12 protein-coding genes are annotated in these 18,419 nt (G+C 46.6%); 7 read left to right on the top strand and 5 right to left on the bottom strand.

The window, feature by feature from the left end:
- Nucleotides 1-9: 9 nt before the first annotated feature.
- Entirely contained in the window at nt 10-1,275 is a 1,266-nt protein-coding gene (locus PHI12_07050; protein ID MDD5510547.1) for an adenosylhomocysteinase, read from the bottom strand.
- Between the two features lie 246 nt (nt 1,276-1,521).
- Entirely contained in the window at nt 1,522-2,292 is a 771-nt protein-coding gene (locus tag PHI12_07045) for a hypothetical protein (protein MDD5510546.1), read from the bottom strand.
- A 586-nt stretch (nt 2,293-2,878) separates the two neighbouring features.
- On the opposite strand from PHI12_07045, the gene PHI12_07040 reads away from it, so the two are divergent.
- Nucleotides 2,879-3,052 carry a hypothetical protein gene (locus tag PHI12_07040; GenBank protein MDD5510545.1) on the top strand — a complete coding sequence of 58 codons (174 nt, stop codon included), beginning with the start codon at nt 2,879-2,881 and terminating at the stop codon, nt 3,050-3,052.
- Nucleotides 3,053-3,427: 375 nt separating this feature from the next.
- Here PHI12_07040 and PHI12_07035 read toward each other — a convergent pair whose 3' ends face one another.
- The 3 genes from PHI12_07035 to PHI12_07025 are packed head-to-tail and all read right to left on the bottom strand — an operon-like array spanning nt 3,428 to nt 5,072.
- The gene (locus PHI12_07035) at nt 3,428-4,057 is read right to left on the bottom strand and encodes a hypothetical protein (protein MDD5510544.1); all 630 of its coding nucleotides are present in this window, start codon (nt 4,055-4,057) and stop codon (nt 3,428-3,430) included.
- A gap of 9 nt (nt 4,058-4,066) precedes the next feature.
- Nucleotides 4,067-4,318: a hypothetical protein gene (locus PHI12_07030; protein ID MDD5510543.1), complete on the bottom strand. Its 252-nt coding sequence runs from the start codon at nt 4,316-4,318 to the stop codon at nt 4,067-4,069.
- Between the two features lies 1 nt (nt 4,319).
- Nucleotides 4,320-5,072 carry a TIGR04255 family protein gene (locus PHI12_07025; protein MDD5510542.1) on the bottom strand — a complete coding sequence of 251 codons (753 nt, stop codon included), beginning with the start codon at nt 5,070-5,072 and terminating at the stop codon, nt 4,320-4,322.
- A 454-nt stretch (nt 5,073-5,526) separates the two neighbouring features.
- On the opposite strand from PHI12_07025, the gene PHI12_07020 reads away from it, so the two are divergent.
- From PHI12_07020 to PHI12_06995, 6 genes are all read left to right on the top strand, one after another.
- A complete protein-coding gene (locus PHI12_07020) occupies nt 5,527-8,874 on the top strand; it encodes a helicase-related protein (GenBank protein MDD5510541.1) in 3,348 nt (1,115 codons plus the stop codon).
- A complete protein-coding gene (locus tag PHI12_07015) occupies nt 8,846-11,560 on the top strand; it encodes a DUF1156 domain-containing protein (GenBank protein MDD5510540.1) in 2,715 nt (904 codons plus the stop codon). Before PHI12_07020 ends, PHI12_07015 begins: the two co-directional genes overlap by 29 nt.
- Nucleotides 11,560-14,109 carry a DUF499 domain-containing protein gene (locus tag PHI12_07010; GenBank protein MDD5510539.1) on the top strand — a complete coding sequence of 850 codons (2,550 nt, stop codon included), beginning with the start codon at nt 11,560-11,562 and terminating at the stop codon, nt 14,107-14,109. Before PHI12_07015 ends, PHI12_07010 begins: the two co-directional genes overlap by 1 nt.
- Before the next feature lie 395 nt (nt 14,110-14,504).
- A complete protein-coding gene (locus PHI12_07005) occupies nt 14,505-16,844 on the top strand; it encodes a hypothetical protein (protein MDD5510538.1) in 2,340 nt (779 codons plus the stop codon).
- Between the two features lie 335 nt (nt 16,845-17,179).
- A complete protein-coding gene (locus tag PHI12_07000; GenBank protein MDD5510537.1) occupies nt 17,180-17,479 on the top strand; it encodes a hypothetical protein in 300 nt (99 codons plus the stop codon).
- A 173-nt stretch (nt 17,480-17,652) separates the two neighbouring features.
- Nucleotides 17,653-18,168: a hypothetical protein gene (locus tag PHI12_06995; GenBank protein ID MDD5510536.1), complete on the top strand. Its 516-nt coding sequence runs from the start codon at nt 17,653-17,655 to the stop codon at nt 18,166-18,168.
- Nucleotides 18,169-18,419 lie beyond the last annotated feature (251 nt).

The following is an 18,419-nucleotide window of genomic DNA, read 5'->3' as shown; positions in this document are numbered from 1 at the left end:
TTCTCCTTTTTATGTCCCTTCTTTCCAGCTGGCCAAATATTGCTCTTGCTCAGGGGTAAGCCTGTCTATTTGAATACCCAGAGATTGAAGCTTCAACCGGGCTATCTCTTTATCTATTGCTTCAGGCACCGGGTAGACCTTTTTCTTAAGGCTACCGCTGTTCTCTGCCATATATTTCAGACAGAGGGCCTGATTGGCAAAGCTCATGTCCATCACGCTGGCGGGGTGTCCTTCGGCGGCGGCCAGGTTAATCAGTCTCCCTTCTCCCAGTAGACACAAGTGGCGGCCGTCTATCAGGGTATATTCATTGATGAAGCCCCGTATACGTTGTTTACTGGTAGCGATGCTCTCCAGTGCCGGGATGTTTATCTCGACGTTAAAATGTCCGCTGTTAGCCAGTATGGCGTTGTCCTTCATCACCTCTAGATGGGCTTTATCGATAACATTTTTGTTGCCGGAAATCGTAATGAAGACATTACCGATTTTTGCTGCCTCTAGCAGGGGCATAACATGGTAGCCGTCCATGACTGCTTCAAGAGCACGGGTCGGTTCTACCTCACATATAATTACCTGGGCGCCCATCCCCCTGGCTCTTAGAGCGATACCACGCCCGCACCAGCCATAACCGCAGACCACCACGTTCTTGCCTGCCCACAGGATGTTGGTGGCACGGGTGATACCATCGATAGTGCTCTGTCCGGTGCCGTAGCGGTTATCAAAAAGGTACTTGGTCTTAGCATCATTTACCGCAATGATGGGGTACCGCAGCTCCCCCGATTTTTCCAGACTGCGTAGTCGTATCACGCCGGTGGTAGTCTCTTCAGTACCACCGATGACGTCCCGAATCAGATCGCTTCGTTTGGTATGGAGGGTGGTGACCAGGTCGGCGCCGTCATCTACGGTGAGATGAGGCTTATTGTCTAGAGCAGTGTTGATATGCTGGTAGTATCTTGTCTCATCTTCCCCCTTGATGGCATTGGTGGGTATGCCGTACTCGACCAGGGCGGCAGTAACATCGTCCTGGGTACTGAGGGGATTGGAGGCGCAGAGAATAACGTTAGCCCCCCCATCCTTTAGAGTCAGAGCCAGATTGGCTGTCTCGGAGGTAATATGCAGGCAGGCCGAGATACGGATCCCTTTTAGCGGTTTTTCGGCGGCGAATCGTTCCCTGATCAGCCTTATTACCGGCATCTCGCGGGAAGCCCATTCTATCCGCTGTTTACCTGTTTCGGCCAGAGCAGGATCCTTAATATCATATAGTTTGCCTGGGGTCATCAGTTGCTCCTTTCAAATCCTCTATCTATCTCTATTAATTGCCTGTCCCGGACGTGCCATAATCTGATGTGATGAGATGCATAGCCGGGCATGTCCGGTATGGCCAGGGGTAGAACTTTAATCATTTCGCGTTTGCCGTTACACGCAGGTATTAGTGTATTCTAGCATATATTACTGGTTCGGCTCCAGTAAGTACACCGGGTGTTTCCGGATGGTACTGGCCCGGGCTACTGTGATTGAAAAGACTTAATCCCCCGGGTTAAAATCGTCGAATATTATATCTCGCTTCTTCTTGCCTACAATTGCACTGTAGTATAGTTCTTTCCCATCTATTGAGAACCTGTGCCGGTATTTTTGCTCGAAACGTACATCGAGGATATCATTGTTAAGTATCCTCTTGACCAGTCGGGCAAAACCGGTATCGTCCCGGTTGGTTAAGAATTTGTCCTTGATGTTAAACGCTATCCAGCCTTTATTCTGAATGAGGTTGAAGGCTTCCACAAAAGCGCCGGTGGGTATATCGCTGAAACCCAGTGCGGCTACGGTGACGAGGCAGTTGAACCTGAAGTCCGCCAGCTTCTTCCGGGTAGCAGGTTCTATCTGGCTCATGTCGATAACATGGTATTCATCATAAACACACGGACGGTCTCTACCTGCAGCCTTTCTGGCTTCGGGTATAATATCAACGCCAATCATCAGCTCGCATTCTATCTGGCTCAATAAAGCTTCTCCTACCATTCCATTCCCGGCGCCGAAGTCAAGCACCCTGAGACTACCCTCATTTTTGCTTGACTTATTTATCTCATAAGACAGCATGCTGGGTATTACCTCCCACGACCGGGACTTCAGCATATCGCAGAACACCCTTTCGTACAGTCCGGGTATGTCATAAATTTCGGCATAGTCGTGGAGTCGAATCCGTCTTTTATTGAAACCGTTATCACTAACCCATAGCCACTCCTCACTTTGTTCCAGGGTGGCTTCTATTTTGGGAAGTGTCAATTCGCATCTGTTCATTTTAGGTATACCTCCTTATATATGAATACGGCGCTAAATGCAGAGGGGCTTGTTGTCAGACCATTTAGTGCCTGGTTAGGGGAATCTGCTGTTCCGGTCTCAGAATACTGCGCTGGCACGTTTCCCTGCCGTTTGTCTATAAGCACGGGGAACAGGTTGCAAAACTGATGTCCATAAATACAGGCTTAGGGAATCCCACCGGTCAGTACGAGAAAGGGGATATCTTGGTAGGTGGACACACAGCGAAATGCTGAATTCGGTGGGCTTAGGGGGACGATACCTAGAACTCTTAACAAGCGTCGAAAAGGTTTGGCATGGTCGCCGAGAATTTTTTCAGCAACTTTCCCTTGGCCACCGGGCAAAGAAAAAGTTGAAGTTTACCAGTCTAATTCCATATTGAATTGAATCCTGGCGTATTATCTTTCTCCGCACCTGTTGGTATGATATCACATTTGGCGAATCGATTCCCGAACCTTCCGATGGTTTGTACAGCGGCTGGTGGAGTGGGTGACAAGTATGGTATGGTGACCACAGTATCCTTGATTAAGTACTAATATGAATACTGTCCGTGTCTAGGAGGTGACTTATGGAGACTGTAGTACGATGGGGTATGGCCATCGCTTTCTTAGGTGTCGTCATTGGCCTATGTGCACAATTTCATTCGTTCACACGCCAGCAGCGCCAAAGATATAAGGCACCGTTTATTGTTTCTCTGGTTCTAATAGGTTTCGGCACGATTATTCAGCAAGTAGCGTTGTGACAAGACTCGACAGGGCTTGGACTTGATGTACTGACTAATGGTTACGTAATATTCTGGCTCGTTATTGGGTGCAACTCGTAGAGGGAATATTTAAACCGAGCACTCGAATTGTTTGGTGACCTGTTTCCTGTAGAAGGGGGTGGTTCACTGAGGTTCAAGGTACAAGAGCAATAAAATTGTTTCCTAGCTCCTTTGGAGGCATCGGAGCAGTGATGAGGCTCTATCAAGCCAGTTCAGGAAGTTACAGCTTCTTCAAATCCACTAAATACCCTTATTTCCATGTTAATCTTAGCCGCTGGAATGATTCTGCCGCCAAATTGTTGTGTCTGGCTTTACGCTGGTTTGCAGAATTGTGCACGCGAGTCTGTTTGTCTGTCACTCAGCCATTACCAAGTCTTCTTTAGGGCGCTTTTGATAGTACGAGGCGAGTTTGTCTCGAAGTTCGTTTCTAGCAGGAATAGTCATTTCCAGTATCTTGGACTCCCACGGACAATCTTTTGGATTCTGTACTTTCTTACATTCGAGCTGGTATATGGTTCGAAAATCAACTAAGTAGTAGCCTGTGTTGATTGTGGTCTTCTTACCTAAGGGGTACTCAGCCAGTAATGCGTGCTTTTCATAAATAAAGAATGCAACGAGTGCGTACGTATCCCCCTCCATTAGTCGTTCCTGTTTAACCTCTTCCGGGAAGCCTTTCCAGACTTCGGGTGCTACAGCTTGCTCAGGGCTCATGGTCCTATTGATATTGGTAAGGTCTTGGACAAAATATGGGTTCTGAAAAAAATTGTATTTGATTGGAAGCAGTGGAGCTAATGAAATCGTTCCTTCACCGATAGAGCAGCAAGGAGTCATAACTGCATAGTAAAGTGGAAAAGCCAGCTTCAATGTGCATATAGATTGGTTAGGGTCTAGATTGGGTTCGTTGACTGCGGGGGTTCCAGAAACGTAACCTCGCACTATATCACCAAATCTTAGTGTTTGCTGTGGATCTTCTTCGTAAAACATAGCTAAGGGCTATTCACGATAGAGGTCGGCGACATCGTGGTAGCCTTGGGGAGTTACCCTCTGTTTGTAAGATAAAAAGTCATGCCTGAGTCCAACTTCAGCTATACCAACGAACTCACCACTTGTTGTCAAGACGACAGTGATTTCGTACTTGCCGAATGGGCAAATCACAGTCTTCCATTGGGCGTTGGGTAGACTACCAGTACTTTCCGTTGTCACATCGTTGTAGTTTATTTGGGAGCTATCTTTGTTCAAAACCATTTTACGTCCCCTTTTGACGCATATATTCGTAGACAGGTTCTTTTATTGTATTCTCGAACTCTTGTGAAATCGAGTTATGAAGCTTATCTAGCATAGTCATCAAGTCCGATGCATTGACATTAGGTGCGAAGCCATCAAAGTCTAGAATCAGTTTATATGACGTGTCGGCCTTATGGAGACTCTCAATGTAACCAATAGAATGGTCCTTCTTATCGATGGTGACCTTAAAGAGCATGTCGATGGCATCCTCTAGATTGAATCGGTGTGTGGGAAATACTGAATTGTAGTAGGACTTGAGGGTTTCCGTATTTTTGAGGGGCAGTGGACATTCATCTCTGTACCTCAGTCCAATGCGATTGATGGTTGGGATTGACACTAATTTCAAGAAAGCATTTAGGACGAAGTCGATGATTTCCCGAAAGTTGTCTGTAGTCCCCTGGCTATAAGTCTTGTGAGAAGCGGACACGATATCCAAGGAACTACTTGTAACACTCAGGGTAACTTGTTTAGCGGGATTAATGAATTGCCAAATAGTGCCGCTCTTTTCAAGTTTTGGAAGGTCTTCGGGCTTAACATCTGGCCCGATATCACCAAAGACGAATCGACGGTAGGCAATTTTTGATTCCGGGAATCTGCTCATGATAGCCATCTGCAAATCGCCAATCTTCGTTTCTAAAAAAAACAGGTTTGGATAGGTAATCTGGAAAATTACCTGTTTGACGGTAGGATTAGGAAAAACCTCTAGAATAGCCATGGTCGTTGGCTCCAATTATTAAAATCTGCCGAGTCAGAGCTACGTTATCTATACTACATACTACCAAGAAATGCAAGTTCCAAGCCAGCGATTTATTTGGAAGTTGACAATGATTTTCCGTATTTCCGAACATCTGCTTGCACATTATGATGTTGTTAAATCACGCTGGCTCTTTGCCTTGTTTCCTTTACTCCCTCTTGACTCTGATCCGTATCTCAGATATATTTGGAGCAAAAGCTACGTCTCTTAGAAACGAGGGCGTATGAAATGCAATAACACAACCAGACAAAGACCAGAATGATTCATATCCGCTTACCAGAAGGGCTCCATAAAAAGGTGAGGATTCGTGCTGCAGAGTATGACAAGACAATACAGGATTGGGTGGCGGAAGTAATCGAAAATGAGCTGAACCAACAAGTTCAGGGTATTTCTCTCACCCAGGAGAGCAGCAGTCATGATTGATAAGCTGAAAGCCGGCAGTATCATCAGAGGACCTGTATGGCCTGAACCTGTTGAAATAAAACTTGTTGAAGAAGAAGGCGAGTATGTACACGTAGTCGGGGCGACTACCATTTCCAGAGATCATGTTGACCAGATTATTCCGCGTGATGAATTTCACAAACTCACTATCTTAGGTGAGGGAACTCTTTTTTCTGAGGAAGACTGGAAGATTTTTCTGGCACTGGAGACCATCCGCTATCGATTTGCATCCTTGTATGACCCCCTACTTGCCATGAACACCTCGAAAGTGGACCCACTGCCTCACCAGATAGAAGCAGTCTACGGCCATATTCTGAAGCTGCCACGGATTCGCTTCCTTATTGCTGACGATCCTGGAGCCGGCAAAACCATTATGGCCGGGCTAGTCATCAAGGAAATGAAGCTCCGTTATCTGGTAAGAAGGATTCTCATCATATCACCTGGACATCTTAAAGATCAATGGCGCCGAGAATTGGCGGAGAGATTCGAAGAGAGGTTTGTGGTCATCGACAGAGGGGTTCTTGATGCCTTGTATGGAGAAAACGTATGGCTCAGAGAAAACCAGGTAATTACTTCCATCGACTTCGCCAAGCGAGGAGATATCCTGCCGTCTATCACCGCCGCACGCTTCGACCTTATAATTGTGGATGAGGCCCACAAGATGAGCGCCCAGCGATGGGGAGACAAGCTGGATAAAACCGACCGGTACCAGTTAGGTGAAGCGCTTTCCCGCAATACCGAACACATGCTATTTCTCACAGCCACTCCACATAAGGGAGACCCGGAAAACTTCAGACTGTTCTTGGATTTACTGGAACCTGGGTTCTTCGCTACAAATGAAATGCTCCAAGAATCCATACGAAATAAAGACAACCCCTTGTTTATCCGCCGCGTGAAGGAAGACCTCAAGGACTTCGAGGGGAAACCACTTTTCCTGCCTCGCCACGTCAGCACCATCTCTTTTGATCTGGGAGTACGCTCTCCCAAAGAAAAGGACCTATATAACCAACTGTCAAAGTACGTTAATACCCAGTATAACAAGGCTCTCACCAAGGATAAGCGTAGAAATGTGGCCTTTGCTCTGGTTATCTTGCAGCGTCGGTTAGCTTCCAGCACCTACGCCTTGCTAAAGTCTCTTGAGCGAAGGAAGAAACGCTTGGAGGACTTCCTTAAGGGTCCCGTAGAAAGGGGTGAGGCGGCAGAGAGCACTTTTGATCTTACCGCTATTGAAGACTTGAGTGAAGAGGAGAGGTGGAAACAGGAAGAAATCTGGGAGACCCTGAGTGTTGCTGAAAACAGGGAGGAACTGGAAAAAGAGATTGCCACTATAGACAAGTTCATCGAGCAAGCCAAAGGTATTATTCAAAGTGAAACAGAAGTAAAACTGCAGGAGCTAAAAGGAGCCTTGCATGACTTACGGAATAGATATCCGGAAGCAAAAGACAAGAAAATCCTTATCTTCACGGAATCCAGAGATACCCTAGAGTACCTGGATAAGAAGATCAAGACCTGGAGATATAATGTAAACACCATTCACGGCGGCATGAAATTGGAAGACCGCGTCAAGGCGGAAAGAGTGTTCAAAAACGAAACCGAGGTGCTGGTGGCTACGGAGGCCGCCGGTGAAGGCATCAACTTACAGTTTTGTCACCTGATGATTAACTATGACATTCCGTGGAATCCGAACCGCCTAGAGCAACGCATGGGGCGGGTACACCGCTATGGTCAGCAAAAAGAGGTCTATGTATGCAACCTTGTTGCCGAAGATACGCGAGAGGGGCGCGTACTGACCAAACTGTTCCAGAAATTGGACGAAATTAAGGATGCATTGGGAAGTGATAAGGTTTTTGACGTACTAAGCGAAGTCCTCTATAACAGAAGCTTGTCTCAGTTCCTGGTTGAGGCGGCGGCTAACGCCAGGAATATTGATGAAATACTTAAAGAGCTTGATATCACGGTGGATGAGGACTATATCGCGGAGGTCAAGGAGAACCTGGGCGAAAGTCTAGCGACCCGTTATATCGATTACACACGAATCAAGGAAATGGCACAGCAGGCTCGTGAATATCGGCTCATCCCGGAATATACGAGTGAATATTTCAGACGCGCCTTCACCAGAGCTGGCGGCAAATTTAGGGAGCGCGATGGGGGTTTCCTGGAAATAGAGTCCGTGCCCTTCAGTATACGTAAGATCGCTGAAGAAGACAATTTCAGAAGAAGCTACGGAGAACTGGTGAAACGGTATCCTAAGGTGGCCTTTGACAAGGATATCGCCTTCAAGAACCAAGATGCCGAGTTTGTCTCATTCGGACACCCACTCTTTGAAGCCACCATGCTCTGGATTGAAGGAAACTATATGGAGTCGCTAACGCAGGGGGCAATATTTACTGACCCTGATGGTAAAATGGATGGCTATGTCCTTTTTTACGAGGGAGAGATAAAGGATGGCACCGGCACTATCGCAGGGAAACGCCTTTTTGCTTTCTACACAGACGGCAAACAGGTGAGACCTATCTCTCCGGCGGTCATCTGGGACTTGGCTGAAGGCACTAATATCTGTACAGAAACCTGCGACTCCGAGGCAGTTAAGAAGCTGGTCACAGGCAATGTTATTACTGGCCTGGAGGGATACAAGAAAGAGATAACGAGGGAACGGGAGAGACAAACTGAAATTAAAGAAAAATATGGTATCAGGTCACTGGAGTACCTTATTGTAAAGCTTGATGGTGACCTTATCTCACTCTATGCCCGCAAAGAGCAAGGGGAGAATGTTGACCTTGTAATTAGGAACAAAGAGGAGACCAAGGAAAGGTACGAGAGGGCTCTTATCGACCTCAAAGACCATTTGAATAAGGAGAAGAGCCTTACTATGAGCATGCCGCGCTTCCGGGGTATCATTCGTATAAAGCCAGCCACTACAACGGGCGAGACAATGGAAAGTGACCCAGAGGTCGAGCGTCTCGGTATGGAATTTACCATGGCGTTTGAGACCGAAAACAATAGAGTCCCTGAAGATGTCTCTGCGCAGAATTTGGGCTTTGATATCCGCTCTAAGGATAACGAAGGTCTGATGCGCTATATCGAGGTGAAAGCCAGAGCTAGAAACGGCGCGGTAGCTCTCACTCAAAATGAGTGGTTCAAAGCGAAGCGTTTCGGGGACGAGTATTATCTCTATGCCGTAATGAACGTGAAGACCAAACTACGGCTTTACATCATCCAAAACCCAGCGGAGAACCTGGAGCCGGAGGAAAAGATCGAAGTGGTCAGATACGTGATACCGTTCAGGGAGATAGATGCCAAGGGAGGCAAAAGTGGACAATAACCGCCGTTTTATTGAAGAAAGCTTCCCTGTCAAAGAAGTCAGTGTGGAATCGGCAAAGGAAAAGAGTATCCGCCATGGACATATCTCCACTCTCCATATCTGGTGGGCAAGGCGCCCCCTAGCTTCATCACGGGCAACGAACTATGCGGCACTAATCCCGGCTCCGAAAAACGTTGAAGAATGGAACAAAACACGGCAATTCATTATTGACTTCTCCAAATGGGAGAACTCTCTTAACCAGAGTATGATTCAGAAAGCTAGGGAGGATATTCTTAAAGCCAATGGTGGTAAGCCGCCGAAAGTGCTAGACCCCTTTGCCGGCGGTGGTGCCATACCACTGGAGGCTTTACGTTTGGGATGTGAAACCTATGCCAGTGATTACAACCCTGTAGCCACACTCATTTTAAAATGCACCCTTGAGTACCCACAGAAATATGGCAAGCCCACAAAGGTAAAAGGAGATGACTGGACTGAGACCGAGAAGACAGTTAATCCCCTGTTGGAAGATGTGAAGAAATGGGGCGACTGGGTACTGAAGGAGACTAAGGAGGAAATAGGTAGGTTCTATCCGCTGGAACCGGACGGCAGCATCCCGGTTGGCTACATTTGGGCAAGGTCAATCCCCTGCCAAAATCCAGCCTGCGGCACTGGCATTCCTCTTATGCGCCAATACTGGTTGGCTAGAAAAGACAAGAAGAAGGTGTCTCTTTTCCCTTATGTGGCTGGTAAAGAGGTCAGGTTCAAAATAGTGGGTACTGATCATGAGCCTATGCCGAAGGACTTCAACCCGGAAAATGGTACGGTCTCACGGGCAGTGGTAAACTGCCCTGTGTGTGGCAGCGTGGTTGATGACAAAACAACCAGAAGTCTTTTTCGGGGAGGCAAAGCCGGGCAGAGGATGGTGGCGGTAGTCACTAATAAGGTTGGTACTAATGGTAAGGCATACCGGATTGCCACAGACGAAGATGTCCAGACTTTCCTAGAGGGGAAGGAGTATTTAAAAGAGAAGCAGGCGAAACTGATTAAAGAATGGGGAATAGACCCCATACCTGACGAGATGATTCCGGCACCTTGTCACGATGTGGATCGTCCTCCAATGTACGGAATGAAGACTTGGGGAGAATTGTTCAATCCGCGCCAGCAATTGGCGTTGGTTACTTTGGGGGACAAGGTCAAATCAGCATATAAAAAGATGCTTGAAAACGGCTATGACGAGGATTACGCGAGAGCATTAGCCACATACTTGAGCTTTGCCGCAGACAGGTTAGAAGATTATAACTCAACCCTGACAACATGGGTCCCGAATGGCGAATTCGTTGGTCATACCTTTACACGACAGGCACTGCAAATGGTGTGGGATTATTTTGAACTACTTCCTTGGAGTGGAGCTACTGGAGACTGGAATTCTGCATTAGGATGGATTTCAAGAGTCATCGACCACTTCTCTCGTGTATCGACCTTTCAGGCTAATGTTAACCAATCTTCAGCCACTTCGTTGCCGTATCCAGATGGGTATTTTGACGCTGTGTTTACTGACCCTCCATACTATGATAATGTCGGTTATGCGAATCTTTCCGATTTCTTTTATGTCTGGCTTAAGAGAACAATCGGACACTTACATCCCGCATTGCTCTCAACGCCAGTAATACCAAAATCCAATGAAATCGTTTCGGATCCCTATAGGCAAGGCGGCGCAAACTCCGCCAAAGATTTTTTTGAGTCCATGCTTCAGAAGTCGTTTCAAGACGTTTATAGGGTACTGAAACCGAACGGCATAGCTACAATTGTGTACGCCCACAAGTCAATCAAGGGTTGGGAGTCGCTTATCAATTCACTGTTGGACTCTGGTCTCATTGTATCAGGGGCATGGCCATTGAGGACGGAAATGCAGGCTAGATTGAATGCTAATGAAACTGCATCACTCGCCTCTTCAATCTACATTGTAGCTCGCAAAATGGAACGTCAGCCCACCGGCTTTTACAATAATGTACAGGAAGAACTGAAGCAGCATCTAAGTAAAAAACTGGAGAGGCTTTGGCAAGAGGGCATTAGTGGCGCCGACTTTTTTATCGCTGCTATTGGCTCGGCAATTGAAGTCTTTGGCAAGTATGGAAAAGTGATGGACTATGAGGGAAACATCGTTCGTGCCGATAGACTATTGCAGGATGTCCGCAAGATTGCCACGGACTACGCTGTGCGCCAGATACTGCACAACGGCTTTTCCGGTGAGATTTCCGACCTAACCCGTTTCTATGTGCTCTACCGATGGAACTACGGTGAGGCAAGAGTAGAATTTGACGAAGCGAGAAAACTGGCTCAGAGTTGCAGCATTGACCTGTCCAAGGAATGGAACCGGGGCGGTTTTATCCGCAAAGACAAGGAGTTTATCAGGGTAGCGGGTCCCCAAGAACGCCATGTTGAAGATCTAAAGAACTCGACAGAGATGATTGACGTTTTGCACAGTAGCCTATTGCTCTGGGAGAAGGGAAGAAGAAGTGAAATGGTCAAGCTGCTGCACAAGTCCGGTTACGGTACCGGCGAGGCATTCTACAGGGTAGCCCAGGCAGCCTCGGAGACCCTACCTATTGAGAGCAAGGAGAAAAAACTACTAGACGGTTTTCTAGCTGGCAGAGAACGTCTGCGAGAAGAGGTAAGGAAAGAAGCTACCCAAGGGAGGCTTTTGTGATGAAAGCGTTTCATACTATCGCAGTTCCCCACCGAGATATCCTTGAAGGTCGACTGACTATGGATGTCTTTGCTGCTGACCTCTGGGAGGTAACCCAGCAGCGGGGTGCGGACGAATACAAAGATGCTGAGACCTTCTTCAAGAAAACTTACCTCACCGAAGGACTGAGAAACCTGCTCACAGTCGTAGAGAAGCGACTACAAGGAGCCGGTGGCGATCCAGTTATCCAGATACAAACACCCTTCGGTGGTGGTAAGACCCACGCTTTGATTGCCATGTACCATAAGGCAGCTGAGTGGGAGGCGAAGAAGGTCGCAATAGTTGGCACTGCACTAAGCACACAAGAAACGCTCTGGGGTGTGCTAGAGAAACGGCTTACCGGTAAGACTGGCAGATTCACAGGCCAGGTTGCCCCGGGCAAAGAAGCTATACGGGCGTTGCTTTCCAATAACCAGCCAGTTCTCATTCTCATGGATGAGGTTCTGGAGTATGTGACCAAGGCAGCGGGTGTGAGAGTGGGTGACAGCACACTGGCCGCCCAGACGATGGCTTTCATGCAAGAACTGACAGAGGCAGCCAGCACTCTTGAGCGAACCTGCTTGGCAGTAACCCTGCCGGCCAGCATCATAGAGCACTACGACGAAGGTGCAGAAAGACTATACCAGCAACTGCAAAAGGTGGCAGGTAGGATTGAGCGGATTTATACCCCAGTGCAGGAGAACGAGATAACCAAAATAATCAGGCGTCGGCTGTTCATGAGCATTGATGAACAAAATGTCCGAAGGATTGTGGCTGAATTCATGAAATATGCTGAGAAGGAGGAAATATTCCCGGCAGGTTCACAGCCGAGCGAATACCGTGACAGATTTCTAGACTCATATCCCTTTATGCCTGAAGTCGTAGATGTACTGTATCATCGTTGGGGTAGTTTTCCTACCTTCCAACGAACTAGAGGCGTGCTCCGACTACTTTCCCTAGTAATTCATTCTCTAAGAACATCCAGCAGGCCTTATATCAGCTTGGCTGATTTCGATCTGGCTAATCAGGAAATCAGGCAGGAACTACTGAAACACATTGGTTCGGAATTCAACAGTGTTCTTGCGGCCGATATAATCGACGTAACCGCCGGAGCTTCCAAAGTTGACCTGTCTTTGGGTAAATCTTATCAGGGGCTGAGATTGGGCACTCGTTCGGCTGCTGCCACATTCCTTTACTCGTTTTCTGGTGGGCAAGAACATGGGGCAACCCTTGGAGAAGTGAAGCGAAGTGCGACGACTACTGATAACCCGGCTAGCGTCGTCGCCGAGGCCGTTGAACAACTTAAGGGCAAGCTTTTTTACCTTCAGAGTGTTGGGGAGAAGTACTTCTTCAGAAACCAGCCTAATTTAAATCGCATTCTGCTGACTAATATGGAGAACATCCGCGAAGAGAAGGTTGTCCAAATGGAGCTAGAGTTGCTGCGCAAAAGCATCTTAGGTAGCAGACTAAGATGCTATGTGTGGGAAGAAGACCCTAGCAATATTCCTGATTCAGAGGAACTGAAGCTGGTCATCCTAAAAAGAGAAAACAAGATGGCGATGAACAACATGCTTAAGAATAAAGGCCAAACGCCGCGTACCTATCGGAATACCTTGTTTTTCCTGTCCCCTTCGGAATTAGAAAGAAACGCTTTCAACAATACCATAAAACGCAAAATCGCTTATGAGTATATTGAGCGTGATCCGAGCCTTAACCTGAGCGAAGAACAGAAGAAAGATGTGAGAAAGGAATTAAAAACGGCCGAAGGAGACGTTAGAGAGTCAATTCGCAAGCTGTATAGGATAGTATCCATACCTTCGAGAGAAGGAACAAAAGAGATTGACCTCGGTATACCAACATATGGTGAACTGGTCGCACTTGATGGGGAGATCTTTGAGAAGCTTCGTTCCGAGGGAGAAATACTGGCGAGGATTGCGCCGCTGGTAATCAAGGAGAAGTTCCTGTCAAGCAACAGCTATGCTTCTACCCGGCAAATCTACCAGTCTGCCCTCAGGACGCCTGGGGAAACAAGACTAACGGACCGGTCAGTTCTGGAACAGGGCATTGTTGAAGGCGTTCGGTCGGGGCTGTTCGGTCTAGGTGAACTGCAGAATGATAAGCCGTTGTGCCACTACTTCCGGGAATCACCAACCGTGGCTTTCTCCGGGAGTGAGGTATTGATACAGGAGACTATTTGTCAGGACCAAAAACAGAGAGAGGAAGCGGTTTCCGGCAAGGGTACGGGTACCATGCCTCTAGAGCCAACCCCTGCATCCGGAATCAAAGAGGCGCCAGCAAAATGGGGAGAGGACACATCAGTTGTCCAGGGAAAAGGTAAAGTTCGCTTAAAGTTTCGAGTACCGAAGGGGAAGGTGGCACAAATCATGGGGGTCATGAACCTACTACAGAGTAAATTTGACTCCTTGGAGATAGAACTGCTTGCTGCCGACGGGGAAATATCAGAACAAGACTACGAAGATAAGATAAAGGAATCATTCCGGCAGTTGGGCATTGAGGTTGATGAGAGCTAAAGACTCAGTCCTGTCCTCTTGATAGTAAGAGGATTACCATAACGGATCCAGTGGTGTCAAGATACAGGTCATCAACAATCGCTTGTTCTGTGCATAAGGTCAGGCCGCATATCTCTCTCTTGATTATCACACAACCTGACTGTTGTTGCCCCTCCTCTCCAAAGTATCTACCCCCTAGTCCAAAACCACACCCCAAAATTCCCAAACCATAACTTACCTCAGCCTTGTACAAATAATACAGGATTTAGTATTTCAGCGCTTACTAAAGCTTGATCTTTGTCTTAATTAGATTCGTCGACAGGGTTAGCAAAGATGTGAGTGCCTTTTGCTTGATTAATATGTCCGTAAAGTCCAATACGCTGTTGTTTATAAGTGATGATATAATAGACACGGACATGAACAAGAAGCACGAAGCCATTGTTGGTAAAGGAATTCGTATAGAGAGACACGGGCGTTTCATCTATACTGATACTCGCCGCTCTGAAGCCGAGCACAAAGAGATTCTCACTGCCTTTGCCTCTATGGTTCCTGAGCTTGAGAAGACCATTCCTCAAAGAGCGGATCAGCTACGCAGGCAGCTTAAGGCTTATAACTCATTTGATGTCATTGCCAACGTGGTATTCCAGAATTTGTTTGTTAACCCAGAACAATACAAAGAGTATTCCCATGAGGGACTGCAGTTTGTTGTAGAGTATACGACTCTCCTTTGTTTAATGGATGCTTTCTCAGAAGGTGGGAATCCTTCGGAACAAGCTCCTCTCGACTTGGGAAACATTCAGAACACAGTAAAAGGAATACTTAACGATACACTTCTCTATGCGGCAGCGATTCACATCAATCCAGATAACCCGAACCCCCCCACGCTTTTGGAGAAATTCCAATATCAGTCTTTTTCCCGTAATCTGACGGTTAGAAATCCAGGGTACTCTCACCAACAGACAGAGGTTCTGAGAGCCCTCTTTTCATTTGAGCCGGTAGGTAATTGGATGAAGGCTTATCTCGGCTTTGAGATTGAAGATGTTCTTGGGTTCATTGAGGCTATCGAGAGAATAATGAATGGGCGGCTATCTGAAAGACGAAAGCAGGCCATTGAATCCAAGAAAGAGATTCGTAGGGAGGTTAGGCTATTCAGTCAAGGTAAACTGAATGACAGCAAATATCCTAAAGAGATGCTATCTGGGCTTGCTAAGCTATCTGAAAAGAAAATGCTTAAGAGGGTCAAGCATATGCTAACTGCTTGGGTATTCTTCGGACTGGGTGCAACGTTCTCTTTCACCGCTGAGGAGCTTGCAAAGGAATCAGGAAGAGATGTGGAAACGACAGGAAGGTTCCTTGCTTGTTTCTCAATCGGTTTCGGTGAAGTGTCCCCTGAATTCGTTTGGCCGAGTCCCACCCATCCTCTCCGACTAAGACCTATTGTCCACCATGGCGGCCGTTACATTTGTGCAGCTACAGCCTTACTGTTGTGGGGTGCGAAGGCTACCATCGAAGAATTACTGAATCCGGCATCGGCAAAGGCAATCAATAAAGACTATAGCGTATGGGAGAAATTTCAGAAGCATCGTGCTAATTACCTTGTTTCTGAAGGAGTTAGGCTCATATCCGAGATTGTTAAATACGGCAAGGATTATCGCAACCTCAGATATAGAGTTGAAGAAAATGACCAACTTAAAGATACTGATCTCGACGGTTTGGTCCTGTATGACAGACATGCATTTCTCGTTGAGGGCAAGGCCGGGGTTCTTACGGAACCCACCAAAAGAGGCGCTCCAGATAGAATGGTGTCCGACATTAGGAAACTCATCGTAGAGTCTCATGCACAGGCGATTCGTGCTGACAAGTATATTACTATAAATCCACAGCCGGCATTTCAGCTACCAGATGGTCAAGAATTGAGAATCGACAAACAGAATCTAGATACCAACTTTTTGGTAACGATTACTTTAGAGCCGCTAGATACTTTTGCCCCCGTTCTCTATCAGGTGGCCGAATTAGGCGTATTTGGAGAAGGTCGACTCCCATGGGCCGTATATCTTCTTGATCTAAAGGTCATAGCAGAATTGATTGAGTTTCCTAGCCAGTTCATACACTATCTGAATCAGCGTCTAAGGATCAATGAGCTTGCAAATATCGAGGCATTCGATGAACTTGACTGGCTAGGATATTACTTGCATGAGGGACTATATTTTGAGGACTTGCAAGAGTCTGGCATTGATCATTTTCAGTTATTGTCCTATACAACAGACATGGACAGTTACTTTATGTACAAAACCGGTGAAAGGACTACACCTGCGCCTAAGCCTACGCAGTGTATGCCGCAGACTTTCAGAAAGATGATACTTGAACTAGATAGCAAGCATCCGCTGGGGTATTGCAGGATTATAAATGTACTTCTTAATATCAGTTTTGATACGCGGAAGAAAATCGCCAAATGGTTCGAAAGGGCTAGGCATAGCTCAGAAAGGGATGGGCGAATACATGACTTCACCATTACGCTTTCTGGCACGGACATAGGGATTACTGTTATGACGTGCCGAGACCACAGCCCACAAGACTTCGAGAGACGCTTACAGGCTTATGGTCAACTTAAGAAGTACCAGTTGCACGCTGGTAAGTGGATTGTCATTGGCAGCCATATTCGTTTGCCAGGTCTAGCACAATTCTGGGAATTCACTGATGCCCCTTGGCATTACGATTCGGGAATGGAGAAGTTGCTCCAAAGCTTACCAAGGTAGCATTCAGGAACTTGATAATCCGGGTATAGTATTCTAGGTGTCCGCTGATTCGCAAGAACTATGGCGGCGGCTATCTCTCCATCCCCCCATACACCCTCAAGCTCTCCTCAAACCTCACTGACCTCGTATACCTCACCACTATATCCAGGCTCTCCCATCCCCCAGCCTCATGATATGCTCGATATCTATGAGCTGATTTCTGTTGCGCCATCCATGGCAAGGTTCCCCCCTTTTCACTGGTTACTTTCTAGAGTACTCTATTTATTGTCAAGCGGAACAGCCATAACTCTATTATGGTATAATAGGTTCGTAAAAAATGATATGGGTGGCTTAGGATGAGCGATTATGATGACGCCATTTTTTCTATCGAAGTTAGAAGATACGATCGTGCTGCAGAATATATGCTCAAGGACGTCTTCGGAGACAAGCTCCAAAAAATGAAGCCCAAACAAGTGCGCCTTTTAAAGCAGCGCCTTTCAAAAGAGATCGAATCTCAGCGAAACCATCTTAGGCAGTGGCAATATTCTGGTAGGATGAGTAGTGAAGACAGAGTTGAGCTAGCTAGAGAAGCCTATGATCGAACATATAGCGCTTTGGAGCTAGATAAATACGACGATAATATCTTACAACTCTAACCTCTACCCTGATAAACTCAAGTTTCTTCCGTACCTCAGTTAACAGAAATAGCGGGAGGTGTAGGACTTCTTAGTTGACATCTAGCACATCTGTCAAGCTTATACTACGCTTGGACTACTAGAACTGAGCATATCTCGTAGCTAGTTAGCGCTCAATGTGAATTGGTGGTTCTATGAAGAATTCAACGAGACGTAAGGTTGAAGAAGCTAAATACTTTCTACACATGATGAAGCAAACGTTTGAGGATGACGACTGCTTCTCCTACAATCTTAGCGCCTTCCTGTCTGCCGCCCGAAGTATCACATATCACATGCAGAAGCAATATAAGCGCCGAAGTGGTTTTACCGAATGGTATTGTCAGAAACAGATCGGAATGTCTGCAGATTCAGAACTTCAGTATCTCAATAACGCAAGAGTAGAAAATGTTCACAAAGAAACTGCACAGACTGGAGCGACTCGTGAACGGACAGTCAGTTTAGATGTTATCATAGGAGAAGTCACTCCTCAGAAAGAGCAAGTTGAGGAAGCTGTATCTGAACCTCCTACGCCAAGTAGCTATCCAACCGCTCGTTTTTTCCCTGACCTCAAAGATGGCGCTGTGATAGAATTCTGCGAAAGGCAGTTGGTCAAATATGAGGAACTAGTTGAAGAATGCGAACAGCGCTTGCTTAAGCAGCCCAATAATTAGGCCAACAGAAGCTTATTTCGTGTAAAAGGTCTCCTATTATACCTGAATTGAGTATCAAATATTCCTCGGTAATTCATAGCTCCTCTATGTCCAACGACAACTCAGGGTGTGCAGTGCTGCACAATCTAGTATTGTTATACTAGCTGCTTCTACAATTGTAAAGCCACGTATGTAGAAGACAGAGTTCTCGCTTATATCTGAATGTATTGACATCTTTTTCTGATAGATGTATCTTGTAAATCACAATGGGG

The sequence above is a fragment of the Dehalococcoidales bacterium genome (genome assembly GCA_028716225.1).
Classification (GTDB): Bacteria; Chloroflexota; Dehalococcoidia; order Dehalococcoidales; family UBA5760; genus UBA5760.
Note: the sequence above shows the minus strand (reverse complement) of the source record. Positions and strands in the feature narration are given on the sequence as shown.

What these genes read in the sequence shown, in the direction of transcription:
- PHI12_07050 (MDD5510547.1), bottom strand. Translation starts at nt 1,275, where the DNA reads ATGACCCCAGGCAAACTATATGATATTAAGGATCCTGCTCTGGCCGAA.
- PHI12_07045 (MDD5510546.1), bottom strand. Translation starts at nt 2,292, where the DNA reads ATGAACAGATGCGAATTGACACTTCCCAAAATAGAAGCCACCCTGGAA.
- PHI12_07040 (MDD5510545.1), top strand. Translation starts at nt 2,879, where the DNA reads ATGGAGACTGTAGTACGATGGGGTATGGCCATCGCTTTCTTAGGTGTC.
- PHI12_07035 (MDD5510544.1), bottom strand. Translation starts at nt 4,057, where the DNA reads ATGTTTTACGAAGAAGATCCACAGCAAACACTAAGATTTGGTGATATA.
- PHI12_07030 (MDD5510543.1), bottom strand. Translation starts at nt 4,318, where the DNA reads ATGGTTTTGAACAAAGATAGCTCCCAAATAAACTACAACGATGTGACA.
- PHI12_07025 (MDD5510542.1), bottom strand. Translation starts at nt 5,072, where the DNA reads ATGGCTATTCTAGAGGTTTTTCCTAATCCTACCGTCAAACAGGTAATT.
- PHI12_07020 (MDD5510541.1), top strand. Translation starts at nt 5,527, where the DNA reads ATGATTGATAAGCTGAAAGCCGGCAGTATCATCAGAGGACCTGTATGG.
- PHI12_07015 (MDD5510540.1), top strand. Translation starts at nt 8,846, where the DNA reads ATGCCAAGGGAGGCAAAAGTGGACAATAACCGCCGTTTTATTGAAGAA.
- PHI12_07010 (MDD5510539.1), top strand. Translation starts at nt 11,560, where the DNA reads ATGAAAGCGTTTCATACTATCGCAGTTCCCCACCGAGATATCCTTGAA.
- PHI12_07005 (MDD5510538.1), top strand. Translation starts at nt 14,505, where the DNA reads ATGAACAAGAAGCACGAAGCCATTGTTGGTAAAGGAATTCGTATAGAG.
- PHI12_07000 (MDD5510537.1), top strand. Translation starts at nt 17,180, where the DNA reads ATGAGCGATTATGATGACGCCATTTTTTCTATCGAAGTTAGAAGATAC.
- PHI12_06995 (MDD5510536.1), top strand. Translation starts at nt 17,653, where the DNA reads ATGAAGAATTCAACGAGACGTAAGGTTGAAGAAGCTAAATACTTTCTA.